This is a genomic window from Marmoricola sp. Leaf446, from assembly GCF_001424755.1.
Classification (GTDB): domain Bacteria; phylum Actinomycetota; class Actinomycetes; order Propionibacteriales; family Nocardioidaceae; genus Marmoricola.
The window spans coordinates 168,214-181,356 of sequence record NZ_LMRF01000003.1 but is presented as its reverse complement, the minus strand read 5'-3'; the positions used below and the strand labels follow the sequence as shown (position 1 = coordinate 181,356).

The 13,143-nt window shown below is 72.7% G+C and carries 11 protein-coding genes and 3 pseudogenes; 12 read left to right on the top strand and 2 right to left on the bottom strand.

The annotated features are described in order from the left end of the window. Positions 1-120 precede the first annotated feature (120 nt). The 4 genes and pseudogenes from ASG49_RS11320 to ASG49_RS11310 form a co-directional block, all read left to right on the top strand. Positions 121-1,116, top strand: a pseudogene (locus ASG49_RS11320) (acyl-CoA dehydrogenase family protein); the annotation flags it as partial. Between the two features lies 1 nt (position 1,117). After that, positions 1,118-1,280 (top strand): annotated as a pseudogene (locus ASG49_RS19605) (acyl-CoA dehydrogenase family protein); the annotation flags it as partial. A 72-nt stretch (positions 1,281-1,352) separates the two neighbouring features. Next, positions 1,353-2,411 (top strand): DUF2332 domain-containing protein, encoded by a 1,059-nt coding sequence (locus tag ASG49_RS11315; RefSeq protein WP_156384301.1) that lies wholly within the window; start codon positions 1,353-1,355, stop codon positions 2,409-2,411. Positions 2,412-2,493: 82 nt separating this feature from the next. After that, a complete protein-coding gene (locus ASG49_RS11310) occupies positions 2,494-2,691 on the top strand; it encodes a DUF5302 domain-containing protein (protein ID WP_056541807.1) in 198 nt (65 codons plus the stop codon). Positions 2,692-2,706: 15 nt separating this feature from the next. On the opposite strand, the gene ASG49_RS11305 is transcribed toward ASG49_RS11310, so the two are convergent. Continuing rightward, positions 2,707-4,719: an LTA synthase family protein gene (locus tag ASG49_RS11305; RefSeq protein ID WP_056541804.1), complete on the bottom strand. Its 2,013-nt coding sequence runs from the start codon at positions 4,717-4,719 to the stop codon at positions 2,707-2,709. A 151-nt stretch (positions 4,720-4,870) separates the two neighbouring features. Here ASG49_RS11305 and ASG49_RS11300 point away from each other — a divergent pair, with 151 nt between their 5' ends. From ASG49_RS11300 to ASG49_RS11280, 5 genes are all read left to right on the top strand, one after another. Next, the gene (locus ASG49_RS11300) at positions 4,871-5,404 is read left to right on the top strand and encodes a MaoC family dehydratase (protein WP_056541800.1); all 534 of its coding nucleotides are present in this window, start codon (positions 4,871-4,873) and stop codon (positions 5,402-5,404) included. A 3-nt stretch (positions 5,405-5,407) separates the two neighbouring features. Beyond that, complete coding sequence (locus tag ASG49_RS11295; protein ID WP_056541797.1) at positions 5,408-5,989, top strand: histidine phosphatase family protein; 582 nt, start codon at positions 5,408-5,410, stop codon at positions 5,987-5,989. Positions 5,990-6,006: 17 nt separating this feature from the next. Further along, positions 6,007-6,642: a DUF6758 family protein gene (locus ASG49_RS11290; protein WP_056541793.1), complete on the top strand. Its 636-nt coding sequence runs from the start codon at positions 6,007-6,009 to the stop codon at positions 6,640-6,642. A 76-nt stretch (positions 6,643-6,718) separates the two neighbouring features. Beyond that, positions 6,719-7,477, top strand: a complete 759-nt coding sequence (locus tag ASG49_RS11285; RefSeq protein ID WP_056541789.1) for a ParA family protein — start codon at positions 6,719-6,721, stop codon at positions 7,475-7,477. A gap of 5 nt (positions 7,478-7,482) precedes the next feature. Beyond that, on the top strand, positions 7,483-8,115 hold the full coding sequence (locus ASG49_RS11280; RefSeq protein ID WP_056541787.1) for a L,D-transpeptidase: 633 nt from the start codon (positions 7,483-7,485) through the stop codon (positions 8,113-8,115). 80 nt (positions 8,116-8,195) lie between these two features. On the opposite strand, the gene ASG49_RS11275 is transcribed toward ASG49_RS11280, so the two are convergent. Continuing rightward, positions 8,196-9,620 (bottom strand): DEAD/DEAH box helicase, encoded by a 1,425-nt coding sequence (locus ASG49_RS11275; RefSeq protein ID WP_369814221.1) that lies wholly within the window; start codon positions 9,618-9,620, stop codon positions 8,196-8,198. A 282-nt stretch (positions 9,621-9,902) separates the two neighbouring features. On the opposite strand from ASG49_RS11275, the gene ASG49_RS11270 reads away from it, so the two are divergent. The 3 genes and pseudogenes from ASG49_RS11270 to ASG49_RS19525 form a co-directional block, all read left to right on the top strand. Beyond that, positions 9,903-10,640, top strand: a complete 738-nt coding sequence (locus ASG49_RS11270) for a ferritin-like fold-containing protein (RefSeq protein ID WP_082534052.1) — start codon at positions 9,903-9,905, stop codon at positions 10,638-10,640. A 151-nt stretch (positions 10,641-10,791) separates the two neighbouring features. Beyond that, on the top strand, positions 10,792-11,310 hold the full coding sequence (locus tag ASG49_RS11265) for a MarR family winged helix-turn-helix transcriptional regulator (RefSeq protein WP_056541781.1): 519 nt from the start codon (positions 10,792-10,794) through the stop codon (positions 11,308-11,310). Beyond that, positions 11,307-12,865 (top strand): annotated as a pseudogene (locus ASG49_RS19525) (MDR family MFS transporter); the annotation flags it as partial. The gene ASG49_RS11265 and the pseudogene ASG49_RS19525, both read left to right, overlap by 4 nt. Positions 12,866-13,143 lie beyond the last annotated feature (278 nt).

The following is a 13,143-nucleotide window of genomic DNA, read 5'->3' as shown; positions in this document are numbered from 1 at the left end:
CATGCCGCGATCGGGGATCTGTTCAGTAGCCTCTCCCACGCAGCGCCGGTGCCCCTCGACCCGCCACCGGAGCCCTGCCCCCGCGCGTACCGACCGCTCGCCGACCGAAGGACACCATCGATGGCACGCCTCGCCCAGACCGAAGGTCTGACCGACATCCAGATCGAGATCCTCAAGGCGGTGCGGTCGTTCGTGGAGGACAAGATCCTGCCGGTGGCGACCGAGCTGGAGCACGCGGACGAGTACCCCACGGAGATCGTGGAGGGTCTGAAGGAGCTGGGGATCTTCGGTCTGATGATCCCTGAGGAGTACGGCGGGCTGGGGGAGTCGCTGCTGACCTACGCCCTGGCCGTGGAGGAGATCGCGCGGGGCTGGATGAGCGTGTCGGGTGTGATCAACACCCACTTCATCGTGGCGTACATGCTGATGCACCACGGCACCGAGGAGCAGAAGCAGAAGTACCTGCCGCGGATGGCGACCGGTGAGGTCCGTGGGTCGTTCTCGATGTCGGAGCCGGGGCTGGGCTCGGACGTGTCGGCGATCAAGACCAAGGCGGTGCGTGACGGCGACGGCTACGTGATCACGGGTCAGAAGATGTGGCTGACCAACGGCGGGTCGTCGAACCTGATCGCGGTGCTGGTGCGCACCGAGGAGGGTGCGGACTCGGTGTACAAGAACATGTCCACGTTCTTGGTGGAGAAGGAGCCCGGGTTCGGGGAGACCGCGCAGGGCCTGACGATCCCGGGGAAGATCGACAAGATGGGCTACAAGGGCGTCGACACCACCGAGGCGGTCTTCGAGGGCCACCGGATCGCCGCCGACCAGATCCTCGGCGGTGAGGCCGGGCGTGGTTTCTACCAGATGATGGACGGTGTCGAGGTGGGCCGCGTCAACGTCGCGGCGCGTGCGTGCGGCATCGCGACGCGGGCGTTCGAGCTGGGCATCTCCTACGCCCAGCAGCGTGAGACGTTCGGCAAGCCGATCGCGCAGCACCAGGCGATCTTGTTCCGGCTGGCGGAGATGGCGACCAAGGTCGAGGCCGCGCACGCGTTGATGGTCAAGGCCGCGCGCCTGAAGGACAAGGGCGAGCGCAACGACGTCGAGGCCGGGATGGCGNGGCCTCGTTCCGGATCCACGGCGGCTACGGCTACTCCAAGGAGTACGAGATCGAGCGGCTCTACCGGGAGTCGGCGTTCATGCTGATCGGGGAGGGCACGGCCGACATCCAGAAGATGATCATCGGCCGCAGCCTGCTCAAGGACTACGCCCTCAAGGGCTGACCGGGGTCGCCGGGCCGCTGGTCACCCGGACGTCCGGGTGATCGCCGAGGGGTGTCTGCGAGGGTGGGGCCCGTGAGGCCCGACCAGGCGCTGCGGCAGCAGGGGCAGGCGTGCGCCGCCCTCGGCTCGCCGATGTACGCCGGCCTGCTCGCCCGGCTGGCCGACGACTGGGCCGCCGGTGGTCCGACGGCGCGGGTGCTGGCCGGTCACGAGGACCTGCCGGCCGGTTCGGCGCTCGCGCTGCGGCTGCTCGGCAGCGTGCACCGGCTGGTGCTCGAGCGGCGGGCCGGCGGGCTCGGCGTCCTCTACCCGAGCGTCGGCGGCACCTGGGACCCGGTCGCGGGCCCCGAGGCCGTCCTCGGGCTGCTGTCCGAGCAGCCCGAGGCCGTGCGGGAGTGGCTCGACCGCCCGCCCCAGACCAACGAGGTGGGACGGTCGGCGGCGCTGCTCGGCGGGCTGCTGCACCTCGACGACGCCCTCCGGCTGCCGGTGCGGCTCGCCGAGCTCGGGTCCTCGGCGGGGCTGAACCTGCTGGCCGACCAGTACGCCGTGGGCGACGCGTCCGGGCCGGTGCACGGCCCGCCCGCCGCCGTCGTACGGCTGGAGCGGGGGTGGGCCGGTCGTCCGCTCCGCCCCTGGCCGGGGCTGCGGTTCGTCGAGCGGCTGGGGTGCGACCCGCGTCCGATCGACCCCAGGAGCACGGCGGGACGGCTGGCGCTGACGGCGTACGTCTGGCCCGACCAGGTCGCACGGCTCGAGCGCCTGCGCGGTGCCCTGGCGGTCGCGGCCGCCGTCACCGCCCCGGAGGTGCGCCCGCAACCGGCCGGCGCGTTCGTCGAGGACCTGCGCCTGCGCGAGGGCACCATTACCGTGGTCTGGCACAGCGTGGTGGTGCAGTACCTCGACGCGGAGGAGCAGCGGCACGTCGTCGACCGGGTCGAGCGCCTCGCCGCCGACGCCACGCCCGCGTCGCCGCTGGCCCACCTGACGATGGAGCCGCCACGGCGCGGTGCCGGCACGCCCGGGGAGGTGCCGGTGGTGCTGCGGACCTGGAGCGGACTCCCCGGCGACGGGGAGCCCCGCGTCCTGGGCCACGCCGCACCCCACGGCCTGCCGACCACCTGGGCCTAGCGCCGCGCCGAAATGCCCTCGCCAGCGGGGGAGGTCGGGTGCGAGGGTGGGGTCCCCGTCCCACCGAGCAGGAGGACCCGCCATGGCCGACGAGACGTCACCGAGCATCCCGACCCAGGACGAGCTCAAGGCGAAGATGCGCCAGGCCCTCGACCGCAAGCGGGGCGTCCACCACCCTGACGACCGCGCCGGGTCGAAGGAGAAGGCCCACGGCTCGGAGGTCCAGGGCGGCACCGGTCCGCAGCTGCACCGTCGCAAGGCCGGGGGCGGCGGCAGCTGAGGCGGGCCCGCCGGGTCAGCGTGCGGGCGCGTCCCCGAACATCGCCTTCTCGCTCCACCGCTCCCCGACGCTGAGGTCGTACTGGATCAGCCGGTAGTCCCGGAGCACCCGCTTGGCCTCGGGACCCAGGTCGGCGACACGCACCCGCTCGCCGTCGGCGCCCACGGTGATGCCCGCGTCCATGGCGGGCACCTGACCGCCGAGGTCGGTGAGCAGGGCGTACCAGGGCGGCACCGGGACGTCCATGGCGTTGAACATCATGGGCAGGAACTGCGTGGGGCTCGTCGTCGGCAGGTCGGTGTGGCGCAGCTGCTCGCGGTTGCTCCAGATCAGGAACGGGGTCTGGTGCGAGCGCAGCGGCCCCTCCCGGTCCAGCAGGGACTGCGGGTAGACCTGGGGCGGGACGTGGTCGCCGTAGAAGATGACCGTGGTGGGCTCGGGCGAGGCCTTGAGCTGGGTCAGCAGCTCGTCGAGCGCCTCGTCGGTGCGCGAGATGCCCCGGGCGTAGGCGCCGGCCTGACGGGCGTACTCGCCGGAGAGCCCGCTCGTGGGCGGGATCGGGTCGTCGTACTGGCCGCCGTAGGGCATGTGGTTCTGCATCGTGACGAGGTGGGCCAGGACCGGCTTGTCGGTGTCGCGGATCTGGTCGAGCACCTCGGCGAAGGCCGAGCGGTCGTCGATGAAGCGGCCGCCGCCCCGCTTGGTGTTCTTCATCTGGTCCTTGGAGACGAACCGGTCGAAGCCGAACGCGTCGTAGACCTCGGGGCGGCTGTACATCCGCGGGGAGAACGGGTGGATCGCCACCGGCTCGTGGCCGTGGCGCCGGAACCACTCCACCGCGGAGGGGAACCGGTCGTAGTTGGAGACCAGCTGCTCGTAGGGCGTGGTGAGCTGCGGCGAGAGCTGGCTCAGCGACTGCCCGGTCAGCAGCTCGTACTCCGTGTTGGCGGTGCCGCTGCCGATGCCCGGGGCCAGCATGCGGCCCGACACGGTCTGCTCCATCGTCGCCGTGGTGCGGGGGATGAGGTTCTCGGGCCAGCTGACGCCGTCGAGCCAGGCCGGCTGGCTGAAGCTCTCCGAGAGCACGATGACGACGTTGGTGTCCTCGAGCGAGCCGGTCCGGCCCTGGTTCATCCGGGCCGCCTCGGCCTGGTAGCGCTGCACGACGCGTCGCACGGCGGCCTCGGAGTAGCCGTCGGGCTCGGTCATGGCGTCGACGTGCATGTTGTAGAGCAGCCCCGAGACGAAGCCGTTCTGCTGGTAGTTCACGCGCTGGTCCCAGGCGCGCCAGCGCATGCCGGTGGAGTCGAAGGCGGCGCGCCACTGGTTGCCGCGCTCGTTGAAGTTGCCGGCGACGTGCAGCATGCCCATGCAGACCACCACGACCAGCACGCGGGCCAGGACCACACCGCGTCGGCGGCGCCGCGTGGCGTTCATGGTCAGGCGGGGGAAGAACTTGCCGACGACCCAGCCCACGGCCGCCGCCAGCAGCACGACCGCGACCAGGGCGACGGCGCCGCGGACCAGCTGGGCCTTCGAGACCATCTCGAGCAGGAACGACGGTTGGCGCAGGAACACCACGTCGCTGGGGTAGACCGGGTCGTTGCGCAGCTCCAGCTTGGTGACGTTGACCAGGCCCACGAGCACGGTGAGCGCGCTGACCACGCCCATGCCGGTCCACAGCCTGCCCAGCAGCGCCACCACGAGGAGCACGAAGACCCAGACCACGGCCACGCTGGGCACCAGCGCCGGCGAGTCGAAGGTGCGGTTGCGCAACGCGTTGACCGGGTGGGGCCAGGCCGAGGCGTCGAGCAGGACGGTGACGACCACGGCGAGCAGCAGGGTCAGCGCGAGGCCGCCCAGCACGGTCACCGCCGGGCGGACGCGCCGCCAGGTCGAGGGGGACGAGGGTGCAGGGGCGCCGTCGAGCGGGGCGGGGGACGGGCCGTCCCCGCCGGGACCGCCGGCGTCGGCGTCGCCACCGCCTCCGCCCGAACGGCGCGTGACGCGAGTGTGGACGTCGAGCATCCGGCCAGCATAGGTCGGTCGACGCGCCGGTCCCGACCGCGAACCACCGGTGGTCGGGGCCGGGTGAGAGGAATCCCACGCCCCCTCCCGGTGCCGGGCCGGGTCCGACAGGATGAGGCGGTCGTCACCGCCGTCCACGAGGAGAGTCCGCATGCAGTTCGGTCGCAGCTACGAGGAGTTCGAGGTCGGGGCGACGTACAAGCACTGGCCCGGCAAGACCGTCACCGAGTTCGACGACCACATGTTCTGCCTGCTGACGATGAACCACCACCCGCTGCACCTCGACACGAACTACGCCGAGGAGACCACGCAGTTCGGCAAGAACGTCGTGGTGGGCAACTACGTCTACTCCATCCTGCTCGGCATGAGCGTCCCGGACGTCTCCGGCAAGGCCATCGCCAACCTGGAGATCGAGTCGCTGCGCCACGTGGCGCCGACCTTCCACGGCGACACGCTGTACGGCGAGACCCGCGTGCTCGACAAGTGGGAGTCCACGAGCAAGGACGACCGGGGCGTCGTGCACGTCGAGACCGTGGGCTACAACCAGGACGGCAAGGTCGTGTGCCTGTTCCGCCGCAAGGTGATGGTGCCCAAGGACAGCTACCTCGCCGAGCGCGGCGGGGAGCAGCCCGGCCGGCCGGTCCCGCAGCCGGACAAGAACTGGCCCGGGCCGGAGGCGGGCTGACCCGTGTCCGCCACCGACAGCGAGCTCTGGGTCGTCCGCCACGGCGAGACCGAGTGGAGCCGCGACGGCCGCCACACCTCGACCACCGACCTCGACCTCACCGAGGAGGGTGCCGAGATCGCGCGCGGGCTGGCCGGCCGGCTCGAGGACGCGGTGGGCACCGAGGGGTTCGACCTGGTGCTGAGCAGTCCCCGGCTGCGTGCCGTGCGCACCGCCGAGCTCGCCGGGTTCGCCGACGTGGAGACCACCGAGGACCTCGCCGAGTGGGACTACGGCGACTACGAGGGCCTCACCACGCCCCACATCCGCGAGACGGTGCCGGACTGGACGGTCTGGTCGCACCCCTGCCCCGGGGGCGAGGACGCCGCCGCGGTGGCGGCCCGCCTCGACCGGGTCGTGGAGCGGGTCCGCGAGCACGGCGGCCGCGCGATCGTGTTCAGCCACGGCCACGCCTCGCGCGTCCTGGCCGCCCGCTGGCTCGGCCTCGAGGCCGTCGACGGGCGCCACTTCGTGCTCGGCACCGCCACCTTGTCCACCCTCGGCTGGGAACGTGAGTCGCCGGCCGTGGCGCGCTGGAACGCCTGAGCCCTAGGCTGCGGCACGTGTCGCTCGCGGCCTCGTGTCCCCGGTGCACCTCGCCCGTCTCGGGCGAGGGGAGCTCGTTCGCCTGCCTGACCCACGGCCCGACCGACCCGCTGTGGCGCCCCGACGTCGCCGGCTACGACGCCTTCGCCGAGCTGGTGGGCCGCATCGACGACGCCCCGACCTACCTGCCGTGGCCGATGAGCCCGGGGTGGACCATCGCCGACTTCGGCTGCGTCGGCGAGGGGCCGCGGGTGCGGGCCACGGTCACCACCATCGTCGGCACCAGCGACCTCGACGGCGACGTCGAGGTCACGGTCGTCTCCGAGGACCCCGGGGTCGGGCTGGGCGCCCGGTGCAGCGGCACGACGTACGACGACCCGGGGCCGCAGATCAGCAACGGCCCGCCCGCGATCAAGGTCCGTGCCGGGGGACGGCCCGTGCCGCTCTGGCTGGTCGACGGCACCGGCGACGACGACGAGCTGCTGGCCCGGGCGACCTTCGCCGGGGAGGCCGACGGCCGCTGGCTGTGGCTGGTGATGCGCCCTGCCTCGGCCGCGCTGCTGCTGAGCGACGACTGGCTGCTGGCCGACGTCACCGGGTTCGGGCCGGAGGCCCTCGAGATGCCGTTCGGCGGTCCACGACCCACCTGGTGAGACCTCGCCCGGGTCCGGCGCGCGGGCGTGGGACGTCGGGCGGGGAACGGCCGGTGGTGGGGCACAATGCACGGTGATGAGCACTCACGTCCTGGCCGTGGCCAACCAGAAGGGTGGGGTCGCCAAGACCACCACCGTCGCCTCGCTCGGTGCCGCCCTCGCCGAGCAGGGCCAGCGCGTCCTCCTCGTCGACCTCGACCCCCAGGCCTGCCTGACCTTCAGCCTCGGCATCGACCCCGAGGACCTCGAGGTCTCGGTCCACCACGTGCTGACCAAGGGCCTGGACCCCGCCGAGGTCGTCATCGCCACCGAGGACGGCGTCGACCTGCTGCCCGCCACCATCGAGCTGGCGCGCGCCGAGGCCGACCTGCTGACCCGGACGGGGCGCGAGTACGTCATCCGCACCGCCGTCGAGGACACCGAGGGCTACGACTGGGTGATCCTGGACTGCCCGCCCTCGCTCGGCGTGCTGACCGTCGCAGCCCTGACCGCCGCGACCGGGGTGCTGATCCCGCTGCAGTGCGAGACGCTGTCGCACCGCGGCGTCGGCCAGCTGCTCGACACCGTCCACGACGTACGCCGGTTCACCAACCGCGAGCTCGAGGTGTGGGGCGTGCTCCCGACGCTGTACGACGGCCGCACCAACCACGCCCGCACCGTGCTCGAGACCATCTCCGAGACCTACGACCTCGCCGTCATCGAGCCGCCGATCCCCAAGTCGATCCGGTTCGCCGAGGCGCCCGCGGCCGGCCGCTCGATCTTGAAGACCTCCCGGACCGGCAAGGGCGCCCAGGCCTACCGCGACGTCGCGACCTCGCTGCGGGCCCGGGTCTGATCCTGGTGCCCCGGCCCGCCGACCCCGTGGCCGCGGTCTGGCTGCGGCCGGCGCTGGTCGCGCTGGCCGTGGCCACCACCCTGGTCTCGCTGCTCGGCGGGGCGGGGGTGCTGCCCACGGGTGCCGCCACGGCGGCGGACCCGGTCGGGACCCGCGCGGTCCTGGCGACCGTGCCGGAGCCGCCCGAGGTGCGTCGGGCTCCGCGGTCGCCGCGGGAGGTCGCACCGGCGCTCCCGGCCGACAGCGGCGCGGGCACCCGGGTGGTGTTCTCGATCGGCGAGCAGCGGGTGTGGCTGGTCGAGGCGGGGGAGCGCGGCGACACGGTCCGACGCACCTACCCGGCCTCGGGCAGCGTCTACGACAACCTGCACCCGGGCACCTTCGCGGTCTACTCGCGCTCGCGGCACGCGACCGGCATCGGCGACTCGGGGACGATGGAGTACTTCGTGCGCTTCACCCGCGGCGTCAACGCCGCGATCGGGTTCCACAGCGTCCCGGTGAGCGACGGTGAGTTCGTGCAGACCCGCGACCAGCTCGGGACGCCGCTCTCGCACGGCTGCATCCGGCAGTGGCGTCCCGACGCACGGGCCCTGTGGGACTTCGCGCCCGTGGGCCGCACGGTCGTCGTCACCGCCTGACCCGGCCCCGGACGCAGCACCGGGACGTCACGCGGACCGGTGGCTCGGGGCCACGATCCGGATGACGTCCCGGGGTGCTGTCAGCTGTCGGTGCTGGCGGCCGGGGTGCCGCCGCGGGTGCGACGTCGGCTGCGGTTGCGCTTGCGGGGCGGCCGGCCGCCGTCGCCGCCCTCGCCCGCGGGGCCCGAGGACGCGGGGGCCTCGGGAGCGGCGCCCTCGTTGCGGGCGCCCTCGCTGCGACCGCCGCGACCGCGGTCACGACCACCGTCGCGGCTGCCGCCGTCGCGACCTCGGCCGCCGTCACGGCCGCCACTGCCGCCGCGACCACCGCTGCCGCCGCGCCCGTCGGTGCGGGGCTCGCGGGCGATGACGACCTGGCCCTCGGGGATGACGCGGCCCTTGATCCCCTTCGGGATCCCCTGGTCGTGGAGGAAGTTCTCCGAGCTGGAGTAGGTCTCGACCAGCTCGTCGAAGGGCAGGCCGAGCGCCTTGTTGATCATCTTCCAGCGGTGCAGGTCGGCCCAGTCGACGAAGGTGATCGCGATGCCGGTGGCGCCGGCGCGGCCGGTGCGGCCGATGCGGTGGACGTAGGTCTTCTCGTCCTCGGGGCAGGTGTAGTTCACGACGTGCGTGACGCCGGTGACGTCGATGCCGCGGGCGGCGACGTCGGTGGCGACCAGGACCTGGAGCTTGCCCTCGCGGAACTTGGTCATGGCCTTCTCGCGGGCGGCCTGCGCCATGTCGCCGTGGAGCGGCGCGCTCACGAAGCCACGCATCTCCAGGTCGTCGGAGATCCGCTGCGCCTGGCGCTTGGTGCGGGTGAACACGATCATCAGGTCAGCACCCTCGGCCTGCAGCAGCCGGCCGAGCATCTCCGGCTTGTCGAGGTCGTGGGCCTGGTAGATGAACTGGGCCGTGGCCGGCACCATCTGGTTGTCCTCGCCGGACTCGGCGCGGATGTTCATCGGGTGGCGCATGTGGGTGCGCGCCAGGGCCACGATCGCGGCGGGCATGGTGGCCGAGAACAGCATCGTCTGGCGGGTCTCGGGGGTCTGCTTGAGCAGCCGCTCCACGTCGGGCAGGAAGCCGAGGTCGAGCATCTCGTCGGCCTCGTCGAGGACGAGCGACTTCACGTGGGAGATGTCGAGCGCGCGGCGGTTCATCAGGTCGATGAGGCGGCCGGGCGTGCCGACGACGACGTCGACGCCGGACTCCAGCGCCTCCAGCTGACCCTCGTAGGGCACCCCGCCGTAGACGGTGAGCACGCGGATGCCGCGCACCGAGCCGGCCAGCTTGAGGTCCTTGCTGACCTGCAGCGCGAGCTCACGGGTGGGGGCCACGACCAGGGCCTGCGGCTTGCCGGGGGCGGCCAGGTCGTCGTAGTCGGGGTCGTGCTGGGCGACGGCGCGCTGCACGACGGGGATGCCGAACGCCAGCGTCTTGCCGGTGCCGGTGCGGGCCTGGCCGATCAGGTCGGTGCCCATCAGGGCGACCGAGAGGGTCATCTCCTGGATGGGGAAGGGTTCGGTGATGTTGACGCTCTCGAGCGCCTCGGCAATCTCGGGGAGGACCCCGAGCTCTCGGAAGGTGGTCAGGATCTTGGCCTGTTCTGTGCTGACCCGACGCTGCGGGTCGATGGTCTGGGGGTCGTGTCACGACCAGGGCGAGCCGCCCGCAGGGCATCGCCACGAGAGGTGCTGAGAGGCACTCCTGCGACGCCGCCGTCGAGGCGGTGCGAGGGCATCGAGCCTGCGGCCCGCCCCCGAGTCTATCGGTAGGGTGCGCCCATGACCGAACCGTCGCCCGAGGACACCGCCGTGCCGTCGACGGAGACGGTCCACGACACCGACCAGGTGGCCTTCGACGACCCCGCCTACCGGGCGGCGGTGGTCGACCTGCTGGGGGTCATCACCTACGGCGAGATCTCCGCCTTCGAGCGCCTCGCCGACGACGCCAAGCTGGCGCCGAACCTGGAGGACAAGGTCGCCCTGGCCACCATGGCCACCGTGCAGTTCGGGCACGTGCCGGCGCTGATGGACCGCATCACCGAGCTCGGGGCCGACCCGCTCGAGGCCGTCGCGCCGTTCGTGCGGGCCTTCGACGTCTTCCACGCCGCCACCGCGCCCAACGACTGGCTCGAGGGCCTGGTCAAGGCCTACGTCGGTGACGGGCTGGCCGCCGACTTCTACGTCGAGATCGCGATGTTCCTCGACTCCGGCACCCGCCAGCTGGTCATAGACTCCCTCGCCCACGCCGGGCAGGCCGACTTCGTCGTCGACCGGGTCCGCCGCGCGATCGCGGCCGACCCCCGCGTCGGTGGCCGCTTGGCGCTGTGGGGCCGCCGGCTGATGGGGGAGGCGCTCTCGCAGGCCCAGCGTGTCGCCGCCGAGCGCGACTCGCTCGCCGCCCTGCTGGCCGGCGGCGTGGACCGCCCCGGCATGGACCTCGCCGCCCTCGCCCGGATGTTCGGCCGCCTCACCGAGAACCACGCCCAGCGGATGGCGGAGCTCGGACTCGCCTCCTAGCCCTGCTTGGGGCGGTTTCCCGAGGTCGCCTGGGAAGCCGACGCTGCGCCGGAGCAACAACCCCCGCGCAGCCCCAGCCTTCCCGGCCAGGTGAGCCGGGTCACCGGGATAGAAGTTGCTTGCGACAACCATCTAAGCCTATAGTTGACCTATGTCAACGACCTCTCCCACGACCGGCCTGGAGCCGCGGCGTACCGAGGCGGTCTCCGGGCTCTTCGACGCGCTGCTGGAGTTCAGCCGCTCGGTGAGGGCGCGGGGCTCGGACTGGGCCACGCTGTCCGACGACCTGTCCCGCGGCGACCTCGTCACCCTCGGGGTGGTGGGCGTCCACGACGCCATCCGTCCGGGCCACATCGCCGCCAAGCTCGGCGTCGACCCCTCGGTCGTCAGCCGCCAGCTGGCCGGCCTGCACCGCCTCGGCCTCGTCGCGCGGGGCACCGACCCCGCCGACCGGCGCGCCGAGCTGATCTCGCTGACCCCGGCCGGCCACGAGCGGCTCCGCGAGGCGCGCCGCACCATGTGCGCCGCGCTGGGCGAACGCCTCGACCACTGGGACGTCGAGCAGGTCGTCCAGGCCACGGCCGTGGTCGAGGACCTCGGTCGGCGCCTCCACGACCCCCTCGTCCGTCCCCTCCCCACCACCCACGCAGCTGTGAAGGAACGTCCATGACCGACACCGCGGCCCCGACCGCCGTCGCGAGCACCACCCCGTCCGCCACCCCGTCCGCTACCGAGCCCACCCACCGCGAGATCGTCGAGGTCCTCGTCGGCCTGCTCTCCGCGCTGTTCGTGGCAATCCTGTCGACCACGATCGTCTCGACGGCGCTGCCGACGATCATCGCCGACCTCGACGGCACCCAGACGCAGTACACCTGGGTCGTCACCGCCTCGCTGCTCGCGATGACGGTGACCAGCCCGATCTGGTCGAAGTTCTCCGACCTCTACAACAAGAAGCTGCTGGTGCAGCTGGCCATCGGGATCTTCGTCCTCGGCTCGCTTGCCGCCGGCGCCGTGCAGGACGTGCCGCAGCTGCTCGCCGCCCGCGCCCTGCAGGGCCTCGGCATGGGCGGCCTGATCGCGCTGACCCAGTCGATCATCGCCTCGATCATCCCGCCGCGGCAGCGCGGTCGCTACAGCGGCTACATGGCCGGCGTGATGGCCGTCGCCACCGTCTCCGGCCCGCTCCTGGGCGGCGTCATCGTCGACAGCCTCGGCTGGCGCTGGTGCTTCTGGGTGGCCGTGCCGTTCGCCGTCGCCGGCCTGGCGATGCTGCAGAAGTTCCTGCACGTCGAGACCATCCGTCGCGAGGTCCGCATCGACGTCCTCGGCGCGCTCGCCATCACCGCCGCGGCCGCCCTGCCGCTGGTGTGGGTCTCCTTCGCCGGCACCAGCTTCGCGTGGTGGTCGCGCGAGACGGCGTACTTCGGTGTGGGCACGCTGCTCGCCCTGGTCGCCGCCGTGGTCGTCGAGCGCCGCCACCCCGACGCCCTGGTGCCGCCGCGCATCATCGCGGACAAGATGACGATGCTCTCGATCGCCGGCAGCCTCGCGGTCGGCGTCGCGCAGTTCGGCGCCTCGGTCTTCCTCAGCCAGTACTTCCAGGTCGCCCGGGGCCACACCCCCACCGAGGCCGGCCTGCTGATGCTGCCGCTCATCGCCGGCAACCTCGTCGGCGCCACCGGGTCGGGGCAGTACATCACCCGCACCGGCAGGTGGAAGGGCGTCATGGTCCTCGGCGGCGTGCTGCTCTCCGGCGGCCTGCTGCTCATGGGCACGGTCACCCACACCAGCCCGCTGTGGCACCTCTCGGCCTACATGGTCGTGATGGGCCTCGGCACCGGCGCCCTGATGCAGAACCTCGTGCTGGTCGTGCAGAACACCGTCGACGTCACCGACGTCGGTGCGGCGTCGGGCGTGGTCACGTTCTTCCGCTCGCTCGGCGGCACCATCGGCGTCGCGGCGCTCGGCGCGGTCCTGGCCAGCAGCGTCAGCGACCGGATCGCCTCGGCGCTGGGCACGAGCGGGGGAGCCGGCAGCACCGGCAGCACGCTGGACCTCAGCGGCCTCCCGGCCCCGGTGGTGGAGACCATCCGGGCGGCGTACGCCGACTCGACCGCCGAGATCTTCCTGATCGCCGGGCTCGTCGCCCTGGTGACCCTCGTCGCGGTGTCGCTGATGCCGGTCACCGAGCTGCGCACCACGATCCGCAAGACCGAGCCGGAGCCNCGAGCACGGCCGCCCGGTCGAGGACGCCCTGGTCTGACCAGCCCCTCCCAGCAGCAGCGCGGCCCCCGTCCATCAGGACGGGGGCCGCGCTGCGTCCGGCCGGCTCAGGCGGAGAGCGCCTCGCGCACGGCGTCGGCGACCGACAGCGGCTCGCGGCCGAGGAGCCCGGCCAGGTCGTCGGTGGGCACGAGCAGCTCGCCCTCGGCGATGCCGCGGTCGACGTCGGCGAAGACCTGCGCGGCGGGGCCGGGCACCCCGGCGCCCTCGAGCACCTGCT

Bases quoted from the DNA above. Each gene is read 5' to 3' on its own strand.
- ASG49_RS11275 (WP_369814221.1), bottom strand. From the start codon at position 9,620: ATGACCCTCTCGGTCGCCCTGATGGGCACCGACCTGATCGGCCAGGCC.
- ASG49_RS11300 (WP_056541800.1), top strand. From the start codon at position 4,871: ATGCAGTTCGGTCGCAGCTACGAGGAGTTCGAGGTCGGGGCGACGTAC.
- ASG49_RS11265 (WP_056541781.1), top strand. From the start codon at position 10,792: ATGTCAACGACCTCTCCCACGACCGGCCTGGAGCCGCGGCGTACCGAG.
- ASG49_RS11285 (WP_056541789.1), top strand. From the start codon at position 6,719: ATGAGCACTCACGTCCTGGCCGTGGCCAACCAGAAGGGTGGGGTCGCC.
- ASG49_RS11270 (WP_082534052.1), top strand. From the start codon at position 9,903: ATGACCGAACCGTCGCCCGAGGACACCGCCGTGCCGTCGACGGAGACG.
- ASG49_RS11305 (WP_056541804.1), bottom strand. From the start codon at position 4,719: ATGCTCGACGTCCACACTCGCGTCACGCGCCGTTCGGGCGGAGGCGGT.
- ASG49_RS11310 (WP_056541807.1), top strand. From the start codon at position 2,494: ATGGCCGACGAGACGTCACCGAGCATCCCGACCCAGGACGAGCTCAAG.